We start from the raw sequence: 20104 nt of genomic DNA, 5'->3' as shown, positions 1-20104 counted from the left end.
GATCGCCGAGCATTCGTTTTCTATCCGAAGGCAAGGCTGCCCTGATTGAACAACGCGGCGACCAACGCCAGCAATCCAGCCGACTCCAACTGACCCGTATCGAGCGTGAACTGCGACTGCGTGCACAGCTGCTGCGCAAACGCGGCGGTTTCCGCTCTGCAGGCAAAAACCTTTCCGTCGACGAAAAGCGACACGGTATCGCCGCTGCCTCCGATATAGGAAAAGCGACTGGCCGGATTGCGGCATAGGGCATCGCCTGCTGCGCAGCGGGTGCGCAACTCCCCGGGTGCAATCGGTGCGTCCGGGCGCCAGTCCATATCGGGATATTTGGGTGTGCTGACGTAGCGCCCCAGCCAGCGCGCGAACCTGTCGCGGTCATAGAGGGTTTCGGCAACCATCGCGTGGAGCTGTTCGATCGCCGCTTCGGAAATTTCGCCCGGGTTGGCTTGCAGGGGCAGATCGGGATCGCTGTACCGGTCGTCTGTCGCCATTTCGCCGAGCAGGTCGTCGCACCAGTCGCCGATAAGCTCGCTGCGGGAAGGGGCCCGGAAACCGATAGAGTAGGTCATGCAATTGTCGCCGATGGCAACGCCGTCATGGGCGATCCCCGGCGGCACGTAGAGGATATCGCCCGGTTCCAATATCCATTCGTCTTTTGCCTCGAACGCCGCGAGCAGGCGAAGATCGTCGTGCGGCAACAGCGCGCTCGTCTCGTCGCATCGCCCGCCGATCCGCCATCGACGCCGGCCCGAGCCCTGGATCAGAAACACGTCATACTGGTCGAAATGCGGGCCGACGCCGCCCTGATCAGCGGCGCAGCTCACCATCACATCGTCGATCCGCCAACTCGGTATGAAGCGAAACGGCTCGATGAGCGCGGCGACTTCCTGCACATAGTGATCGACGGCCTGGACGAGCAAGGTCCAGTGACTCGGGCCCAGCGTGGCAAATCGCGCTTCGGGGAGGGGGCCGTGTTCAACGGCCCAACTCGCATCTGTCTGCTCAATCAGGCGCGACTCAACTTCCGCTTCGCAGGCAAGACCCGCAAGCTCATTCGGTTCGAGCGGGTTTTCCCAATTGTCCCACGGATTTTTGATCAGCAGCGGCTTTTTCTGCCAATAGTCGCGCAGAAAGGCTTCGGAGTTGAAATCGCTGATATGCATGGTTTTTTTGCGATGAATGCACCGACCGGGCGTTAGCTCGCTGCGCTCCAGTCCAGAATCACTTTTCCCGATTGCCCGGAGTTGATCGTTTCAAACCCTTCCGCGAAATTTTCGGCGCTCATCCGGTGGGTTATGATGGGATCGATGTCGAGCCCACTCTTGATCATGGCGCTCATCTTATACCAGGTCTCGAACATGCGCCGGCCGTAAATGCCCCGAATTTCAAGGCCTTTGAAGATCACATGATCCCAGTTGATCCCGGTGCCGTCGGGAAGCAGGCCGAGAAGCGCGATACGACCACCATGGTTCATGACGTCCAGCATCTGCCGGAAACCGGATGGAGCACCGGACATTTCGAGGCCGACATCGAACCCCTCCGTCATGTTGAGTTCGGCCATTACGTCGCGCAATTCTTCACGGGAGACATTGACGGTGCGGGTTGCGCCCAGCGTCTTTGCGAGATTCAACCGGAAATCATTGACGTCCGTGACGACGACATTCTGGGCGCCGACATGCTTGGCAATTCCCGCCGCCATCGCGCCGATCGGGCCGGCGCCGGTGATGAGGATGTCCTCGCCCACCATATCCTGCGCAAGAGCGGTGTGGACCGCATTGCCAAAGGGATCGTAGAGAGCGGCGATATCGTCGGGTATTTCGTCTGGAAATTTGTAGACGTTGAAGGCGGGAACGGAGATATATTCGGCAAATGCGCCGGTGCGGTTTACGCCGATGCCTTGCGTTTTCCGGCAGAGGTGACGGTTCCCCGCACGGCAGTTCCGGCAGCTACCGCAGGTGATATGCCCTTCGGCTGAAACACGGTCGCCAACGGCGAACCCGCTGACTTCGGAGCCCAGTTCCACGATCTCGCCCATGAACTCATGACCAACGATCATCGGCACGGGGATGGTGCGCTGGGCCCAGTCATCCCAATTATAGATGTGCATGTCCGTACCGCAGATCGCGGTTTTTTTTACCCGGATCAGGACATCGTTATGGCCGATCGCCGGCATGGGGCTGTCTTCAAGCCAGAGCCCCGGTTCGGATTTCGCTTTGACGAGAGATTTCACGAGGCTGCCTCTCCCGGCACGATACCCAGTTCCGCGCCGATTTTGGTAAAGGCGGCAATTGCGAGGTCGATCTGCTCGTCGCTATGGGCCGCCGACATTTGGGTGCGAATACGCGCCTGTCCCTTGGCGACGACGGGAAAGGAAAACCCGATCACGTAAATGCCTTCATCCAGCAGCCGGGCCGCCATGTCCTGCGCGAGCTGGGCGTCGCCGAGCATAACCGGAATGATCGGATGTTCGCCGGGCAACAGGGTGAAACCGGCGGCTTCCATGCCGGCGCGAAAACGCTGCGAATTCCGTTTCACCCTTGCGCGCAGGCCATCGCCTTGCTCGACCAGGTCGAACACCTTGATTGAGGCCGCCACCAGTGGTGGGGCCAGGGCATTGGAGAACAGATAGGGCCGTGCGCGCTGCTTGAGCAGGTCGATCACATTTTGCCGCGCGCAGATAAAGCCGCCCATTCCGCCACCCAGCGCCTTGCCGAGCGTGCCGGTCAGAATATCGATCCGGCCTTCGACCCCTCGGTACTCTGCCGTTCCGCGGCCATGCTCGCCCAGAAAGCCGCTGGCATGGCAATCGTCGACCATGGTGAGCGCATCATATTCATCCGCAAGATCGCAAAGCCCGGGCAGGTCCGCGATGGTTCCGTCCATCGAAAACACACCGTCGGTAACGATCAATATGGTTTTCGAGCCGTCCGCATGCGCCTGTTCGAGCTGGGCACGGAGATCTGCCATATCGTTATTGGTAAAACGATAGCGTTTGGCCTTGCACAGGCGCACGCCATCGATGATCGACGCATGGTTCAGGCTGTCCGAGATGATCGCGTCTTCCGCGCCGAGCAGGGGTTCGAACACCGCCCCGTTGGCATCGAAACAGGCGGCAAAGGTCACCGCATCGTCATAGCCGAAAAACCGGGCGATCCGCTGCTCCAGCTCGCGGTGCATATCCTGCGTTCCGCATATGAAACGGACCGAGGCCATGCCGAACCCGTGGGTTGCCATGGCTCTGGTCGCAGCCTGGATCAGCTCAGGATCATCCGCGAGGCCGAGATAATTGTTCGCGCAGAAATTCAGGACGCTGCGTTGCCTGTCGCCATCGACAACCTCGATCTCGGCGTTTTGCGGGGAGCAGAGTATCCGTTCCGGTTTGGTCAGTCCCTGTGCTTCGATTTCCCGCAGCGTGTCATCGACCCGTCCATAAAATCCGGCAGACATGGATGAAGTTCCTTTTCGCCTAATGTTCGGTGCTGCTTTATCGCGCTTTCCGTCATCATGCGAGATGCCCATCCACGTTTCCGGTCCGGCCGCGGTTGATCTCTACTCCGTCCGCCGGGTCGCCATCCACGCCGCGATGCCGGTTGTAAGCGCTGCGGCAGTGCCAGCCGCCCCGGCTGGAAACACAAAACCCATGCCTTGCGGAATGGCGTAAATGTTCAGCGCAGCTGCGATCAGACCGACAGCGATGCTCAGGATGCCAGCCACCTTTGCAGCCGTGCTGGCGCTGGAAAGCAACACGATACCCAAGCCTATCCCAGCGAGCGCGATCAGCGCCTTGGCGAAGAAGTAGAAGAGAAAAGCCCCGGCGACGACAGTCAGGAAAACGGGTGCCAGCGCTTCGCCGGCAAGCGCCGCAGGTCTGAACATCGAAAGGCCGATACCGACCTGGAGAATGTTGAAGGTGGCCGCCAAAAACAGGGCGGCCCAGGCAACTGGTGCGGCGGCGCCCCGAGTCAATGCCGTGAGCGCGGCAACTGCGATGACGGCAAAGGCCGCGAGTTCGATCGTCCAGACAGTGGCAACTTCCGACCAACGATCGGTAAAATAGGCAACCACATCGGCATTCGTTATCCCCACTGCCGGGTCGGAGGGCTGGGGCCCACCGAGCGTGACCATGTAAAAGATCTGCGTGATGATCGAGATGATCAGTGCCGCGGCAATCAATGTGCCCGCTTGGCGTATCGTTGAATTCATGTGTGAGGCCCTTGCTTGCTAGTCGTGAGAAATCCGGTTCGGCGCATTTGACTGAAAGGTTACGTTCGTTTGTGGAATCGGCATTCGACGAAGAGCCTGACTGCTCGTCCGATGACGAGGCTCGCGCGATTGCCGTTGTGCTTTGGTGGCGTTAGCGACTAGATTTCTCTTTCGATGGCACGGCAAAACACCAAACCTTTCAAGTCCGCCTCGCTCATGCGGAGCGGAGAGCGGGGAGTCGCGGTTTGAGCGATCCTGTCGGCCGGCCTGTTCGCGATATCGTCATTATCGGCGGTGGGACGGCGGGATGGATGGCCGCTGCCGCGCTGGCCCACAGATTTGGCGGGACGGAAACGTCCATAACCCTGGTCGAATCGGCGGAGATCGGGATCGTCGGCGTCGGTGAGGCGACTTTGCCGCAGATCCGCTATTTCAACCGCTCGCTCGGTATCGATGAACGCGAAATGATGGCGCGGACCAGCGCGACCATTAAACTTGGCATTGAGTTTTGCGACTGGGGCAAGGCAGGGGATCGGTACACCCATCCCTTCGGTGCCTATGGAGAGACTATCGGCCCGGCCGATTTCCACCATTATTGGGTGCGCCAGAATACTGGTGGCGATGCCCATGACTTTGGCGAGTATTGCTACCCCATCGTCGCGGCGCGCAATGACCGTTTTGCCCTGCCCGATGAGGACCCGGCCTCACCCCTCGACGCCTTTTCCTATGCCTTCCAGTTCGATGCGAGCCTCTACGGCGTCTTTCTTTCCGACTTCGCGAAGCAGAAGGGCGCAAAGCGGGTGGAGGGGAAGGTCGTTTCGGTTCAGACGGATGGCGAAACCGGCTTCGTTGCGGGGATCGCGTTGGAATCCGGCCGGGAAATTGCTGGCGACCTGTTTGTCGATTGTTCCGGCTTTCGCGGCTTGCTGATCGAGCAGGAGCTGGAAACCGGATATGAAGACTGGAGCGAATATCTACCGTGCAACCGGGCCTATGCTGTCCCCTGCGCGATTACGGATACGGTAGGCCCCTATACCCGCGCAACGGCGCGCAAAGGGGGTTGGCAATGGCGGATTCCGCTCCAGCACCGGATCGGCAATGGCCATGTCTATTGCGACCGCTATATCAGCGACCAGGAGGCCCTCGACCAGTTGATGACGACGCTTGAGGGCGAGCCACTGGCCGATCCGAAACAGCTTTTTTTCAAGACCGGCAAGCGACGGAAACTCTGGAACCGCAATGTTGTCGCGATCGGTCTGTCCGGCGGGTTCCTGGAACCGCTGGAATCGACGAGCATCGATCTCATCCAGAGCGGGATCGTCAATCTCCTGGCCCTGTTCCCTGAACGCGACTGCGACGCCGCCGATCGCGACGAGTATAACCGCCTGATGGATCTGGAGTTTGAGCGGGTTCGCGATTTCCTGATGCTGCACTATGTTGCCACCCAGCGCGATGACGCTGCCCTGTGGCGCGATATGCGCAACATGGAATGGCCGGACAGTCTCAAATACAAGATCGATGCCTTTCGCCGCCGTGGTATCGTGCCCGAATATACGCACGGCCTTTTCCTGCCGCCGAGCTGGCTCTCCGTTTTCATCGGGCAGAATATTGTGCCGGAGGCGTATGATCCGCGCGTTGATTTGATGTCGGAACAAGAGCTGGCCGCCAATCTGGAACGGGTAAGGAGCAGAATCGCCGCTGCCGTCGTGCAGACCAGCCGGCACGACGATTTCCTTGAAAACTATGGCGCAACTTTTGCCGGAGAGAGCGCCTCGTGAGCGGAGAGAAGGGGCCTTTGACTAGCATTGCGGTCTTTGGACAAGGCGACGCGCTCTGGCCGGTTGCAACGCTGCTGGAGAAGGCTCTCCCAGAATACATAGCGCTTATTCTCGTGGAAGATGAGAGCGCTACGATTCCGTCCGGCGCCGCGACACTGGCCTGCGACAATCCCTTTTTTGAGCTGGCCGGCCTGGAGGCCAGAGAGTTGGTGACAGGCGGCAACGCCACGCTCGGCCTGGGTACCGACTGCCTTGGCTGGCAGGGCGAGGGAAGCCGCTTTTTCGTTGCGCCCTCGGGAACTTTGCCGGCGATCAACGATATCGCGCTGCATCACATCATGCTGCGCGCAGCGATGATGCACGAGGGCCCGGAACGCCTGGCCCATCTGTTTCAGCCGCTGCGCTTCGCGGCCCGGGTTGCGCTGGCCGGCAAGTTCGCGGACCGCTCCGACGATCCGGGATCGCCGCTGCGGATGCTGGGTCCGACGGTCCAGTTCGACCGGGCCGATCTCGGCGTGCAGTTGAAGACCCGCTTTCCGAAGGGCAGTGCGGAGATACTGGCGGGCAAGCCGGTCGATGCCGCTATGAAGCCGGACGGCGATATTCTGTCGATCGGCCTTGACGACGGGCGCGAAATTGCGGCCGACCTGTTCGTGGATGTGTCAGGGGCGATCTCCCTGCTTGAGCGCAATGGTGAACAGCCGCTTGCGCATTCGCTTGCCGATATATTGCCCTTCGACTGGGCCATCCGCAGTGTCGACGCCAGCAATCCACCCGTCGGCCATCTCCACACGGTCGCCCGCGCAAAGCCGGGCGGCTTGGTTATCGAAACGCCATTGCGGGACGGTGTCGCGTGCGAAATGCTCTTCTCCTCGGCCGAGATTGAGGCCGAGGGCGCTTCGTTTCCCTTCGAACCCCGCTATTGCGAGACCCCCTGGACCGCAAATCTGGTGCGTTTGGGTTCCGCCGCCGCGCAATTGGGGCCCTGTCTGTCGGCCGATACGATGCTGCTGCTGGAGCAGGCCCGGCATCTGACGCGCGCGCTTCCCGCCAGCCGCGCCATGGAAATCGAAGCGACCGAGTTCAACCGGAACCAGCTTGGTTCGGCCCGGCAGATTTGCGATTTTCTCGCGCTGCCCTTCGTCCTGAACGGACGAAAGGAGCCTTTATGGGCCAGTATTCGCGAAGCCCGGCGCCCCGAACAACTCCAGATCCGCCTCGAGCAATTTCTCAGCCGCGGCCGTTTCGTGGAGTTCGACCATGAACTGTTCGAACAGCAAAGCTGGATCGAGACGATGATCGGCTTCGGAGCAACGCCGGAACGCTATGATCCGCGAACCGCCTATCTGGATATGAAAAGGCTGCCGCCGATACTCAGGAAGATGATCGATGATTTCGATCGGGCGATCGAGGAGATGCCGGATCATGCGGATTATATGCGCGGTCTGCGCGCCGATGTCCGGAAATCGCAATAGCCCGGACCACGAAATCCCGGAACGCTAGCGCTGCGGCCCGTATTGCGCCTCCATCTGCCGCAAGCATTCGGCGAGGGAGCGCTCCGGGGCCGGCCTGTATGTCGCGCCTGTCGGGCTGACATCGGCCATGCGGTCGATCCGGAACATTCTGAAATCCTCGCGCAATTCGCACCAGGCCAGCAGCGTCCATACTTTGCCCCAGAACCAGAGTCCGAGAGGTTGCACCGATCGGCTCGTCGCTTGGCCGGCTTCGTCGCGATAGCCGAAAGACAGGATCGCTCGGGCATCGACGGCGGCTTCGCAGACGTCGATCAGCTGCCGCGTTTGATCGGTCATCCCCATTTCCGGCGCAAAAATCTGGGTGTTGGCGGCGCGCATCCGTTCCTTGTCCGGCAGCACGGCTTCGATCTTGACCAGAGCTTCTTCTGCAGCACGCGCCATCGCCACGCCGCCCCAGGACCGGACGATCCTGGCACCGGCGACCAGCGCGACAATTTCGTCATGGGAGAACATCAGGGGAGGGAGGTCGAACCCGCTGCGCATGACGTAGCCAACCCCCGCTTCGCCATCGACCGGCACGCCGGTCGACTGAAGGTCTGCGATGTCGCGGTAGATCGTACGCTCGGAAACCTCGAGCCGTTCGGCGAGCATCGCGGCGGTAACGAGCCGACCGCCGCGCAGATATTGCACGATCTGAAAAAGGCGGTCGGCGCGTCGCATGGGCAGTGTATAGCGGCTAGGCTTTGAAGATGCCGAGAGAATTGCCCTCGGTGTCGATGGCGTAGAAAAACGAGCCGGCCGGGATGGTGATGACATCCGAGACGATTTCGCCGCCGGCTTCGCCAACCCTGGCCATGGCATCATCCAGTTCGAAAGGCGTCGCCAGATGGGCGGTCACGCCTTCGCCCTTTTTCGCGGGCGTGCCCGGATACAGATGGCCCGCTACGCCGTTGGTTGGGTCCGAGCAGGGCAGCATCGCCATCGGGTTCGGGCCGGTATTGTCGCGCTTCAGCGGTTCGCCGAGAATTTTTTCATAGAAAGCGGCCGCGCGATCGAGATCGGTGACGGGGATTTCCGCCCAGACGAGGCGGTTGGAGGGAGAGTCGGTCATTGGCGTGTTCCTTGTTGTTTCGGGAGCACGCCTTTCCTGCCACACCTCTACTGACAGCATTGTGTCAGGAGAGTGCGGGTGTGCGCAGACTGCTCAAATATAGCCGAACAGCACGCCGCCCACCTTGCGCATCTGGATCTCTTCTGCGCCTTCGGTGATGCGGTACCGCCGGTGATGGCGGTAGATATGCTCGAACGGCTTGTGCCGGGAATAGCCGATGCCGCCATGCACCTGCATCGCGCGGTCGGCGGCTTCGCAGACCAGCCGGTTGGCCCGGTAGTTGCACATGCTGACCTTGTCGGAGAGCTGCTTGGCGACTTCGGTTTTCGGCATCTGGTCCATCTGCCAGGCCGTCTTGTAGATCAGCAAGCGGAGCATTTCGGCGTCCGTCTGCAGCTCGACAAGCGGGAACTGGATCGCCTGATTGGCGGAAAGCGGCTTGCCGAACGGTTTGCGCTCGCCGGCATATTTCACCGCTTCGTCGATGCAATATTGCGCTGCGCCGAGCGAGGATGCGGCCTGGCGGATGCGGTTCTCATGGACAAAATGCTGGGCGCAGGCGAGCCCCCATTCGGGATCGCCGAGAATCGCATCGCCCGGAACCCAGACATCGGTCAGCGACACTTTGGGGTGATCCGTCGGCATGTTGAACGTCCACATATATTCGCCGATCTCGAATCCGGGGCTGTCCTGCGGGACGATGAAGCAGGTGATGCCCTTGGCCGCACCGTCAGGGCCTTCGGTGCGCGCGAACAGCATGCAGTGGGTCGCGACATGGCTGCCGGTCGTCCACATCTTCTCGCCATTGATCAGCCAGCCATCCACGCCGTCCCGCGTTTCGCGGACAGCGCGCGTTTCCATATGGGTGGCATCCGAGCCATGGGCCTCTTCCGTTAGGCCGAATGTCCAGCGCATCGTGCCATCGAGCAGCGACGGAATGAATTTCTGCTTCTGCTCTTCTGTCCCGAAATCGCGGACGACGAGCGGCAGAACCAGATTGCCGACGATCGAGCTTTCATTCTGAAGGTCGTTATGGAGCCCCAGACCCTTGGCGGCGAGATGCTCGCGGATCCGCGCCATGGCGAGATTGGAGCCGTTCTTGCCGCCGAATTCCTCCGGCAGCGCGTAGCGATAATGCCCCGCTGCATCGGCTTTTTGGCGCATTTCGCGGAGCAGCTCTTCCCAGTCTTCCCGCGGCAGGCCCTCATTGTCCCAATCGGTGCGCGCATGTTCGCGACGATGATCGAAAAACCGAATATTGTCGTCGCGCTGTTCCAGCGGTTTGATCTCGGCATCGATGAACGCGTCAAGTTCGGCGAGATAGTCTTCAATGTCCTGCGGGATTTCAAAGCTCATGACATGGTCCATTGCTTGAGGGCGGCCGCAAGGCCGGGATATCTGGGTTGGTCGACGGACAGGCGTTCGAGGGCCGTGAGGCGCAGATGCGCAAGCAGGGCCGGGTCGGCTGGCGAGAGCGTGCCCTCGGCAAGCCTCATGCGCAGTTCGTCGGCGGTAAGGCCGAGCGCCTTGAGACGCTCCCGTTGCCGGGAATCAAATACAGGCCCCAGCACGGCTTCCCGCTGCAACATCCCCATGGCATTTTTGGCAACGCGAGCCTGAAAAAGGTCTCGGCTCCTGGCATGGGGAATGACATCGTCGCTGTCCCAACCGATCAACGCTTCCAGCAATTCCGCGCTATGGGTTTGGCCCTTATGGCTGGGCGCTGCGGGCAATGCCCAGTCGATCTTCCGGTCGGCGCTCTCGTCGAGCATCGGATCGAACAGCAGGAGCAGGTCCACCTCGACCTCGCTCACTCGCCGCCCAATGACAGCACGCTCAAGGGTCCGGTCCTGGCCCGTGCGCCAGATACTGGTCATGCCAAGGCAGCACACGCCCCACCAGAGGGTGGAATAGACGAGCCAGAAATCGAAACGTGTGCGCTCGACGGCTGCGCCGCTGGCTGCTTCATAGGCATTCAGAAATTCATCTATCCCGGCAAAACCGCCCACCGGCTTGTCATGCCGCGTAAATCGCCAGCTTGGTGTGCACAGATAGGCGAGATCCTGGGCCGGGTCGCCGATATGGGCGAGTTCCCAGTCGAGGATCGCCGCGATACCGTCGCCATCGATCATCAGATTGCCCATCCGGAAATCGCCATGCAGCAGGCAGGGCTGGGCCGGCTCGGGCAGGTGATCCTCAAGCCAGCGCAGCGCATAATCGAAAACGGGGACATGAGCGCCATATTCGCGATACCGTTCGGCAAGGCCGGCGAGCAGCGTCTTGGCCTCATCGCGGGGCATATCCGCGGGCAGGCGATCAAGCGGAATTGCGTGAATCTTGGCCAATTCGCCTGCACACTGCCCGGCCAGCTGTTGTTCAGCTTTCGCGAAATCGGGATTGTCGAGGATCTTGTGCGGGAGCGTTTCTCCGGCAATCCGTTCCATCACATAGCCCTGGCCGAGATCGTCCTCCGGCTTGAGAATGCCCATTACCGGCGGGGCGGAGACGCCCTGCTCACATGCGAGAGCGATGAGCCGTGCCTCGCTCTCCATAGTTATCCGAGACAGATCTTCATTGCGTTCGCCATTGCCCGGAGTGCGGCGGAGCACGAGTCTGCGATCGCCATAATCGAACGCCCAGCTTTCCATATTGGCGCCGCCTGTCAGCCGTCTCAGATGGGCAATTTCCCCGCTCTCGCCGAACATGCGGGCGCAAAAACGATTTAGTTCGTATTCTAACGAATCACCGGACATAGGTTGACGCTAGCGGCAACCAGGCGGGTGTTCAATGCTTGCATCGCGTTCCCGCGCTGCCTAGTCGGAGGGCAAACAACAGGGGTTTACTATGCGGGCATTTATTTTTCCGGGACAGGGCAGTCAGGCGGTCGGAATGGGTTCGGTGCTGGCCGAGGCAAGCGCGGTAGCGCGCGAAACCTTTCAGGAAGTCGACGATGCGCTCGGGCAAAATCTGTCCGCGTTGATGCGCGAAGGGCCGGAGGATGAGCTGACACTTACCGAGAACGCCCAGCCTGCGATCATGGCCAATGCCATCGCCACCCTGCGGGTGCTGGAGCAGGAAGGCGGCATCACGCTGGCCGACAAGGCCGATTTTGTCGCCGGGCACAGCTTGGGAGAATATACCGCTTTATGTGCTGCGGGCGGTTTCGATCTTGCGACCACCGCACGGCTTCTCAAGCGTCGGGGGCAGGCCATGCAGGCCGCCGTACCGGTCGGCGAAGGAGCGATGGCGGTGTTCCTCGGTCTTGAATTCGATCCGGCGCAGGAAGTTGCGGATGCGTCAGCAGAAGGCGAAGTCTGTGTAATTGCCAATGACAATGCGCCGGGCCAGATCGTCATCTCCGGGCATAAGGGCGCCGTCGAGCGCGCCTGCGAACTGGCCAAGGAAAAAGGTGCGCGCCGCGCAATGCCGCTGGCGGTTTCCGCGCCGTTTCACTGTCCGTTGATGAAGCCGGCGGCTGATGCGATGGAAGAGGCGCTGGCCGGTGTGGAGATCCATCCGCTGTCGGCTATGCTCTATGCCAATGTCACTGCCTCGGCGGTTGGCGAGCATGAGGCTATTCGCGGGCTACTCGTCGAACAGGTAACGGCAATGGTGCGCTGGCGTGAAAGCATTGCAGCGATGGCCGGAGAGGGCGTGACCGAATTCATCGAGTTCGGCGGTAAGGTCGTCGCCCCGATGGTCAAGCGGATCGCGCGGGATACGAGCCAGAAAAGCGTGGTTTCGATGGACGATATCGAGGCCGTACTGGCTTCGTTGTGAACTGCAATTTACGCAACAATGGGGAGCTTGTTTTGCCGAATGGTCGGCGTCTTGTTCTTAAAGACTATTATTCGACACCATCAAATGAGAGCAACCTTTACTGCTATGACCAAAACGGGTCCCTTCTCTGGCAATCTCCGGTCAAACCATCTGAAGACGATCATTACGTTGCCGTTCGCATCAACAATGGCCGGCTCTTCGGAAATACCTGGGGTTGCTATCTGAAAGAAATTTCGCTCGAGAATGGGGCCATTCTGTCTTCGGTTTTCACTAAATAGGAATATTGATGTTCGATCTTACAGGCAAAACGGCGCTGGTGACCGGCGCATCGGGCGGCATCGGCTCTGCGATTGCGAAAGCGCTGGCGGCGCAGGGCGCACGCGTTGCGCTTTCGGGCACGCGCGAAGAGGCCTTGCAGGCGGTTGCTGCGGATATTGGCGGCGATCCTGTTATCCTGCCTTGCAATCTTTCCGATCCCGATGCTGTGGATGCACTGGTTCCCTCGGCTATCGAGGCGCTGGGGAAACTCGATATTCTCGTCAACAATGCCGGCGTGACGCGCGATAATCTCGCGATGCGGATGAAGGACGAGGAATGGAATGACGTTATCCGGATCAATCTGGAGGCGGCTTTCCGGCTGGCGCGGGCCTCTCTTAGGCCAATGATGAAGGCGCGGGGTGGACGGATCATCTCGATCACCTCCGTGGTCGGCGCAACCGGAAATCCCGGCCAGGCCAATTATGCGGCGTCCAAGGCCGGTCTGATCGGCATGTCCAAGGCGCTGGCGCAGGAAGTGGCGAGCCGCGGGATCACGGTAAACTGCGTGGCGCCGGGCTTTATCCGCTCGGCAATGACCGATGAGCTGCCCGAAGCGCAGAAAGAGGCGCTGATGACCCGGATTCCGGCCGGAAAGCTGGGTGAGGGCGATGATATCGCCGCCGCCGTCGCCTATCTGGCATCGGACGAAGCTGCCTATATTACGGGCGAGACCTTGCATGTGAACGGTGGAATGGCGATGTTATAGCTTGCCTTAAGATGAACGGGGCTTGCGCCAAAACGCGCTGCCCTTTAGGAAAACCGGGAATCATTAAAGTAAAGGATATTCCATGAGCGATACTGCTGATCGGGTCAAAAAGATCGTCACTGAGCATCTCGGCGTTGAAGCCGACAAGGTCACTGAAGATGCCGCCTTCATCGATGATCTTGGCGCAGACAGCCTCGATATCGTTGAGCTGGTAATGGCATTCGAAGAAGAATTCGGTGTCGAAATTCCGGACGATGCTGCCGAGGATATCGCGACCGTCAAGGATGCGATCACCTATATCGACAAACAGAACGCCTAATCGCTTAGGCGATGAGGGAGCCCGGTCGCCAGACCGAGCCAAATGGATTAATGCGGCTCCCCGGTCCAGAACCCGGGGAGCCGTTTTGCCGTTATAACGAGGCCTGCGAAGGGGCCATGCAATAGGGAGGCATGAAAATGCGCCGTGTAGTTGTCACTGGACTGGGATTGGTCACGCCATTGGGCGGAGACGTTGAAACCACATGGAAGAATCTGACTGCCGGGAAGTCCGGCGCCGGGCAGATAACCCGGTTCGACCCCTCCGACCAAAAATGCACAATCGCCTGCGAAGTTAAACCGGCTGACCATCCCTACGGTTTCGATCCGTCATTGCGCGTCGATCACAAGGTCCAGCGGCAGGTCGACCCGTTCATCATTTTCGGTATCGATGCAGCGGGGCAGGCTCTCGAAGATGCTGGCCTTACCGAAATGACCGAGGAGGAAAAATTCCGCGCCGGCTGCTCTATAGGGTCGGGCATTGGCGGACTTCCTGGAATTGAAAGCGAATCGTTGGTCCTGGCCGAGCGGGGGCCGGGCCGGGTCAGCCCGCACTTTGTGCATGGCCGGCTCATCAACCTTATTTCCGGCCAGGTCAGCATAAAATACGGCCTGATGGGACCCAATCACGCTGTGGTAACCGCTTGTTCGACAGGGGCACATTCGATTGGCGACGCGGCGCGGATGATCGCGCTCGACGATGCCGATGTCATGCTGGCGGGCGGCTCCGAAGGGGCCATCTGCCCGATCGGCATCGCCGGATTCGCGCAAGCCAAGGCGCTTTGCACCAATCGCAACGAGGAACCGGAAAAGGCGAGCCGACCCTATGATCGCGATCGCAGCGGTTTCGTTATGGGGGAGGGCGCCGGCGTAGTGGTGCTCGAGGAATATGAGCGGGCCAAGGCCCGCGGCGCGAATATCTATGCCGAGGTTGTCGGCTATGGACTTTCGGGCGATGCCTATCACGTCACCGCGCCGCATCCCGACGGTATCGGCGCTTATCGTTCGATGGAAATGGCGCTGCGTAAGGCTGGTCTTGACGCAAGCGAAATTGACTATGTGAATGCACATGGCACGTCGACAATGGCCGATCTTATCGAGCTGGATGCGGTGAAGCGGCTGTTCGGCGACGCCGCCAATTCATTATCCATGAGCTCGACCAAATCGGCGATCGGCCATCTTCTGGGCGGTGCGGGAGCGGTAGAATCGATCTTCTGCATTCTGGCGCTTCGCGACCAGCTGGTTCCGCCGACGCTGAACCTCGACAATCCGGAAGAGGGGACGGCGGGCATGGATCTTGTTCCGCACGAAGCGAAACAGCGCGAAGTGAAGGCCGTACTGAACAATAGTTTCGGTTTCGGTGGAACCAACGCCAGCGTCATCATGCGAGCCGTATAGGGAATAATCGTCATGCGCAGGCTTGGTTGTCTGGGGCTCATTGTTGCAGGGTTGCTGGTAGTCGGGCTTGTCGCGGCCCTGCGCAGCTGGAGTGGTGCCGGTCCGTTGGATGAACCGGTTGCTGTTACCATTGCCGATGGCGCAACGCTCACGGATGCAGCGCTTACCCTTGAGGAAGCCGGCGTCATCCGTTCGCAGAGCCGGTTCCTGCTGTTTGCGCGTTTCCTGGGCAGCAATGCACCGATCCGGGCAGGCGAATATGAAATGCCGGCACGGGTCAGCCAATCCGGCGCGCTGCGCATATTGCAGGAAGCCCCGGCCATACAGCGTTTCGTGACGATTCCCGAGGGCATGCCAGCGGTACTGGTCCATGAAAGACTGATGGCGACGGAACTGCTGACGGGTGAAATACCGGTGCCTGAAGAAGGATCGGTGCTGGCCGACAGCTATTCCTACGAACGCGGGGAAAGCCGTGCGGATCTGCTCTCGCGCATGCAACTGGCGCTCGACGAGGAACTGGCCGCGTTATGGGCCGTGCGTAGCGACGATATCGCGGTTGAGACGCCCCGGGAAGCGGTTATTCTGGCATCGATCGTCGAGAAGGAAACGGCTGAGCCCTCGGAACGCCCGATCATTGCGGGCGTCTATTCCAACCGGCTGCGCATCGGGATGCGCCTCCAGGCCGATCCGACGATCATCTACCCGATCACGCAGGGGCGGGCACTGGGCCGGCGTATCCGGCGTTCGGAGATCGATCAGCGCAACGATTACAACACATATGCCATGGCGGGCCTGCCGCGCGGTCCGATTGCCAATGTCGGGCGCGACGCGATCGCCGCCGTTCTCAATCCGGCAGAGACCGATGCGCTCTTTTTTGTAGCGAATTCGGACGGATCGGGAACGCATGTGTTCGCCGAAACCTATGGCGAGCATCGCGACAATGTGGAACGCTGGTACGAACTGCGCCGCCAACGCGGCGAGATGGACTAGGCAATCAGCGCAGCCAGCCGCGTTTGACGGCGTTGCCCGCATACCAGATCTCGAAAATGCCGACGATAACCACGAGGACGGGGCCAATAGCCGCGGTCGCCGGCATGATATCGAGATAGCCGCTGAACACGAACGTCCAGGAATGCTGCACGACCACTGCGATCAGCGAAAGGATAAAGAGGATCCGCGCCCAGGCCTTGCGGGCAAGCAGGGCCAGAGCCCCGATCAGCCCGCCGAACACCGCAATGGCGAACGCACCGGTTACCCAGGCAGGCGTTGATTGAAAAATGGTCCTTTCCGCGGCGGAAAACATCGTTGCAAGCTGTTCGTCGGTTGCGGTTGTCAGCGCAAAATACTGGAAGCAGCCGATGCCGTTCCAGAGTAGCGCGAGTATCGATATTGCCCAAAAAGAACCGGGTGGCTTTCTGCTCAGAACGTTGTTCACGGCGACCTCTCAGTTTTTATACTGAGCTTCTACCCGATTATCCGCTAAATGTGAATAAAGCGGTGGATAAGCGAAGGGGTTAAAACCTCAGGCCGGCATATTCGTCGAAACCACCCATGAGATTGAGGTTTTGAACCGCTGCGCCGGCTGCTCCCTTGCCCAGATTGTCGAGCACTGCACACAGCCTGATCTGGCCGGAATCACTGTTGGCAAAAACCATGATATCCATCCGGTCCGTCCCCGCGCAGCGCTCGATGGTAACGGCATCGAGAGCCGCGCTGTCTTCTTCGTCGAGAACGGCGATCAGCCGACTGTCGGCATAGCGTTCTTGCAGCGCCGTGCGTATGTCGCTGTCCGTCGTTCCGGCCCTCATCTGGCTGAGATGCAGCGGGATTTCGACGAGCATGCCCTGATAGAGATTGGCAACGGACGGTGAAAACAGGGGCGGATTGTCCAGCCCGCTATGCTGTTGCATTTCGGGAAGGTGCTTGTGCCGCAGGGGCAGGGCATAGTTGCGAAACGCCGTGGGGCTTGCTCCGCCCCCGAACTCCTCGATCATCGCGCGGCCGCCGCCGGAATAGCCCGATACGGCATTCACACTGACACATGTGTTACCCGGCAGGATGCCTGCCAGGATCAGGGGATGGGTGAGGGCTATAAAGGTCTGTGCATAGCAGCCAGGATTTCCCACCCGTCTGCTCGATGCAATCGCATTTCTGTGGCCTGTCTCCCATTCGGGAAAGCCGTATGTCCAGCCCGCGGTTGTCCGGTGCGCGGTCGATGCATCGATGATTTTGGTGTCACCATTGCCGACCATCGCAACTGCGTCCCGCGCCGCATCATCAGGCAGGCAGAGGATTGCGATATCCGCCCCGTTCAGGGCGTCGAGCCGGGCATTGGCGTCTTTGCGCCGGTCGTCATCGAGCGCAATCAGAGCGATTTCCGCCCGCTCGGCCAGTCTTTCGCGAATCTCGAGCCCGGTTGTCCCGTGGCCGCCATCGATAAATACGGAAATCGTCACCCGGCGATCCTCCGCCTGACCAGAACCGGCTGATCATGGTCCTTGCCGATCCGCGCGACGACGTCTGCCAGAGCTTCCGTACACACTTTGCCATTGTGTCCGCTGGCATGGATCAGCGTTTCGCCATCCACCATCAGACCGACATGCTCGGGGAAGAATACAAGGTCTCCGCGCCGGAGTTCCGCGCCGTCGGCCAGCGTTGCGCCGATAGTCGCCTGCTGCAGATCGCTGTCGCGTTGCACCCGATGCCCGGCCATTGCGAGAGACTGCTGCACCAGACCCGAACAATCGATCCCCTCGACGCTTCTGCCTCCCAGGAGATAGGGCGTGCCGACAAAGGCTTCGGCAACGGCAACGGGATCGGAAACGGTTTCATCGACCGGCCGGATGTCTTTTACGGAAACCGAACCGCTATCCATAACGAAGCGATCGCCATCGACCGTTCCGGTAAGCCGGCTCCCCATGTAGAGCTGTGCCGCCGGGTCTGCCGGTGTCGCAAGAGCCTTGACGATGTGCGTTGCTTCGCTTGGCGCAACCAACGCCTCCTTGCGGACGAAGCCGACAAAATGATCGTGCAGCCCATAACCCCAGGCCCAGCCGTCATCAATGTCCAGAAGCGCGAAACCCTCGCCGAACAGCAGTTGGGAACCAAGTTCGCTCGTTTCAGAGGGCTCTGCGTGAAGATTGGCGATCGGCTGGCCAATCTGGCGCATCGCCGGTTTGACATAATGGGGCAGGGCGATCCGGTCCGCCAGCGCGATATCGGCGATATCGTCCCGATAGGCGTGAATGCGCGGGTCGAGGGCGGCAGCCAGCGGCTTGAGAGTAAAGCTCTGCCGGCTTTGCTCCATAGAGGCGGATCTGGCAGCCGGTTGGCCGGTCTTGGTCGAAGAGTTTTTCGTACCGTTCAAGGAAGGAGCCTCATTTGGTGCCTGTGCGATGAGGATTATGCGAGGGTCGCATATATCGCGCTTGCGTCGCAGATAGCCGAGTGCACAGAGAGTATTCAAGGCGCGAGGCGCAAGGGCTCTGGAAAGCTGTATCTTTCAGGTGTGCACTGCGATCGGATGGCCAGGGGTCAGGCGTCTGAATACCTATTTCCCGCGTGCGGTCTGCAAATTCTCTATACCATTGCCGGTAAACGGCTTTATTCTGGGAGATAGCGTTTTTTCAGCATGCCCCAATGAGCTCTTATTCCCAGTGCTTCGCCGCCTTTGGGGCGGCCGGGTTTGGCGGCGTTGCGCCAGGCGAATGTATCGAGATGGGACCATTTCGTTCCATTCTCGACAAATTTCCGGAGAAACAGTGCCGCTGTCGAAGCACCGGCCATGGGAACGGACGATGTGCTGCTGATATCGGCTGTCGGCGATTTGAGCCATTCGTCATAGCCGTTCCACAGCGGCAGCTGCCAGATGGGGTCGTCGCCGGCAATGCCTGCCGCAATGATATCGTCAGCCAGTTCCGCATCGTCCGTGAACAGGGCGGGCAGGTCCGGCCCCAATGCGCCGCGGGCTGCGCCCGTCAGGGTTGCAAAGTCGATCAGCAGTTCCGGTTCGTCCTCGCAGGCCTTGCTCAGCGCATCGCCAAGAATGAGCCGGCCTTCGGCATCGGTGTTGCCGATTTCCACGCTCAGCCCCTTGCGGCTCGGGATGATGTCGCCGGGCCGGAAGGCGTTGCCGGCGATCGCGTTCTCGACCGCCGGGATGAGGAGGTGCAGCCGAACCGGTAGTTTTCTGGCCATGATTAGTCCGGCCAGCGCCAGTGCATGCGCGGCGCCGCCCATATCCTTCTTCATCCAGCGCATGCCCGCGGCGCCCTTGATGTTGAGGCCACCGGAATCGAAACACACGCCCTTGCCGACAATGGCAATTCTGGGATCGTCGGTCTTGCCCCATTGAAGCTCTATCAGGCGCGGCGCGCGATCGGTCGCCGCGGCTCGGCCTACGGCGTCGATCATCGGATAGCCTTCGGTCAGGTCGGTGCCCGAAATCACCGACATTTCCGCACCATGGTTGGTTGCAATGGTTTCGGCCGCGTCCTGCAGCTCGGCGGGGCCGAGATCGCTGGCCGGTATATTGACGAGTGTGCGAACGAGATCCGTCGCTTCTGCAAGCGCGACCATCTCGTCGATTATGGCTGGCTTGGACGTCAGGAGCGTTTTCGTGCCGACCGCTTCCGGGTCCTGTTTGTAGCGATCGAACCGGTATTGCGCGCATAGCCAGCCAAAGGCCGCTTGCCCCGGTTCGCCTTCAACCAGGCGATATTCGCCGGCGGGCAGGTTTTCTGCGGCCTTGGCCAGGCACCAGCTGGAGAGTTTTTCCGGGTTGGCGACGCCGATTACGGCAGACCATGCATCGGCCTCCTTGCCGGCCAGAATGGCAAGCTCGGCCTCTTTCCCCGTGAATCCCTGGGCGGTGACGGATTGGCGTTCGCGATCGGGCAACGCCTTGAGCCATTCGTCGAAGCCATCAGGATTGACGAGATGAATGGTGTGGGCGGATTGTCCCTTGTCGGGCTGGAGCATGGAAGCATAATCGGTCATATTCACGCCTTAGACAGAAGAG

The 20104-nt window shown here is 60.3% G+C and carries 20 protein-coding genes; 8 read left to right on the top strand and 12 right to left on the bottom strand.

Annotated features, from left to right (window positions below):
* Nucleotides 1-20: 20 nt before the first annotated feature.
* The 4 genes from DFR46_RS04495 to DFR46_RS04480 form a co-directional block, all read right to left on the bottom strand.
* The gene (locus DFR46_RS04495; RefSeq protein ID WP_116235363.1) at nt 21-1163 is read right to left on the bottom strand and encodes a cupin domain-containing protein; all 1143 of its coding nucleotides are present in this window, start codon (nt 1161-1163) and stop codon (nt 21-23) included.
* A 32-nt stretch (nt 1164-1195) separates the two neighbouring features.
* The gene (tdh, locus tag DFR46_RS04490; protein WP_116235362.1) at nt 1196-2230 is read right to left on the bottom strand and encodes an L-threonine 3-dehydrogenase; all 1035 of its coding nucleotides are present in this window, start codon (nt 2228-2230) and stop codon (nt 1196-1198) included.
* Nucleotides 2227-3447, bottom strand: coding sequence for a glycine C-acetyltransferase (locus DFR46_RS04485; RefSeq protein ID WP_116235361.1), 1221 nt, complete (start codon nt 3445-3447; stop codon nt 2227-2229). Before DFR46_RS04485 ends, tdh begins: the two co-directional genes overlap by 4 nt.
* A gap of 102 nt (nt 3448-3549) precedes the next feature.
* On the bottom strand, nt 3550-4203 hold the full coding sequence (locus tag DFR46_RS04480) for a hypothetical protein (RefSeq protein WP_116235360.1): 654 nt from the start codon (nt 4201-4203) through the stop codon (nt 3550-3552).
* 245 nt (nt 4204-4448) lie between these two features.
* Here DFR46_RS04480 and DFR46_RS04475 point away from each other — a divergent pair, with 245 nt between their 5' ends.
* Nucleotides 4449-5981, top strand: a complete 1533-nt coding sequence (locus DFR46_RS04475) for a tryptophan halogenase family protein (RefSeq protein WP_211306371.1) — start codon at nt 4449-4451, stop codon at nt 5979-5981.
* Nucleotides 5982-5998: 17 nt separating this feature from the next.
* The gene (locus DFR46_RS04470) at nt 5999-7456 is read left to right on the top strand and encodes a tryptophan 7-halogenase (RefSeq protein ID WP_162843392.1); all 1458 of its coding nucleotides are present in this window, start codon (nt 5999-6001) and stop codon (nt 7454-7456) included.
* 24 nt (nt 7457-7480) lie between these two features.
* On the opposite strand, the gene DFR46_RS04465 is transcribed toward DFR46_RS04470, so the two are convergent.
* The 4 genes from DFR46_RS04465 to DFR46_RS04450 form a co-directional block, all read right to left on the bottom strand.
* Complete coding sequence (locus DFR46_RS04465; protein WP_116235358.1) at nt 7481-8176, bottom strand: helix-turn-helix transcriptional regulator; 696 nt, start codon at nt 8174-8176, stop codon at nt 7481-7483.
* A gap of 16 nt (nt 8177-8192) precedes the next feature.
* Nucleotides 8193-8567 (bottom strand): VOC family protein, encoded by a 375-nt coding sequence (locus DFR46_RS04460; protein ID WP_116235357.1) that lies wholly within the window; start codon nt 8565-8567, stop codon nt 8193-8195.
* Nucleotides 8568-8660: 93 nt separating this feature from the next.
* Nucleotides 8661-9923: an acyl-CoA dehydrogenase family protein gene (locus DFR46_RS04455; protein ID WP_116235356.1), complete on the bottom strand. Its 1263-nt coding sequence runs from the start codon at nt 9921-9923 to the stop codon at nt 8661-8663.
* The gene (locus tag DFR46_RS04450) at nt 9920-11272 is read right to left on the bottom strand and encodes a phosphotransferase family protein (RefSeq protein ID WP_162843391.1); all 1353 of its coding nucleotides are present in this window, start codon (nt 11270-11272) and stop codon (nt 9920-9922) included. Before DFR46_RS04450 ends, DFR46_RS04455 begins: the two co-directional genes overlap by 4 nt.
* A 139-nt stretch (nt 11273-11411) precedes the next feature.
* Here DFR46_RS04450 and fabD point away from each other — a divergent pair, with 139 nt between their 5' ends.
* The 6 genes from fabD (at nt 11412) to mltG (ending at nt 16074) form a co-directional block, all read left to right on the top strand.
* Nucleotides 11412-12347 (top strand): ACP S-malonyltransferase, encoded by a 936-nt coding sequence (gene fabD, locus DFR46_RS04445; protein WP_116235354.1) that lies wholly within the window; start codon nt 11412-11414, stop codon nt 12345-12347.
* A complete protein-coding gene (locus DFR46_RS15065; protein ID WP_116235353.1) occupies nt 12344-12625 on the top strand; it encodes a DUF7957 family protein in 282 nt (93 codons plus the stop codon). Before fabD ends, DFR46_RS15065 begins: the two co-directional genes overlap by 4 nt.
* A gap of 8 nt (nt 12626-12633) precedes the next feature.
* Nucleotides 12634-13371 carry a 3-oxoacyl-ACP reductase FabG gene (gene fabG / locus DFR46_RS04435; protein WP_116235352.1) on the top strand — a complete coding sequence of 246 codons (738 nt, stop codon included), beginning with the start codon at nt 12634-12636 and terminating at the stop codon, nt 13369-13371.
* Between the two features lie 82 nt (nt 13372-13453).
* Complete coding sequence (locus DFR46_RS04430; RefSeq protein WP_116235351.1) at nt 13454-13690, top strand: acyl carrier protein; 237 nt, start codon at nt 13454-13456, stop codon at nt 13688-13690.
* Between the two features lie 137 nt (nt 13691-13827).
* A complete protein-coding gene (fabF, locus tag DFR46_RS04425; RefSeq protein WP_116237145.1) occupies nt 13828-15084 on the top strand; it encodes a beta-ketoacyl-ACP synthase II in 1257 nt (418 codons plus the stop codon).
* 12 nt (nt 15085-15096) lie between these two features.
* The gene (mltG, locus tag DFR46_RS04420) at nt 15097-16074 is read left to right on the top strand and encodes an endolytic transglycosylase MltG (protein WP_116235350.1); all 978 of its coding nucleotides are present in this window, start codon (nt 15097-15099) and stop codon (nt 16072-16074) included.
* A gap of 4 nt (nt 16075-16078) precedes the next feature.
* Here mltG and DFR46_RS04415 read toward each other — a convergent pair whose 3' ends face one another.
* From DFR46_RS04415 to DFR46_RS04400, 4 genes are all read right to left on the bottom strand, one after another.
* The gene (locus DFR46_RS04415; protein ID WP_116235349.1) at nt 16079-16519 is read right to left on the bottom strand and encodes a hypothetical protein; all 441 of its coding nucleotides are present in this window, start codon (nt 16517-16519) and stop codon (nt 16079-16081) included.
* A 79-nt stretch (nt 16520-16598) separates the two neighbouring features.
* Nucleotides 16599-17540, bottom strand: coding sequence for an N-acetyl-gamma-glutamyl-phosphate reductase (argC, locus tag DFR46_RS04410; RefSeq protein ID WP_116235348.1), 942 nt, complete (start codon nt 17538-17540; stop codon nt 16599-16601).
* Complete coding sequence (locus DFR46_RS04405) at nt 17537-18451, bottom strand: C40 family peptidase (RefSeq protein ID WP_245953677.1); 915 nt, start codon at nt 18449-18451, stop codon at nt 17537-17539. Before DFR46_RS04405 ends, argC begins: the two co-directional genes overlap by 4 nt.
* Before the next feature lie 236 nt (nt 18452-18687).
* A complete protein-coding gene (locus DFR46_RS04400; protein ID WP_116235346.1) occupies nt 18688-20082 on the bottom strand; it encodes a leucyl aminopeptidase family protein in 1395 nt (464 codons plus the stop codon).
* Between the last annotated feature and the right edge of the window lie 22 nt (nt 20083-20104).

Origin of the sequence: Parasphingopyxis lamellibrachiae (assembly GCF_003385775.1) — a bacterium.
GTDB classification, from domain to species: domain Bacteria; phylum Pseudomonadota; class Alphaproteobacteria; order Sphingomonadales; family Sphingomonadaceae; genus Parasphingopyxis; species Parasphingopyxis lamellibrachiae.
Note: the sequence above shows the minus strand (reverse complement) of the source record. Positions and strands in the feature narration are given on the sequence as shown.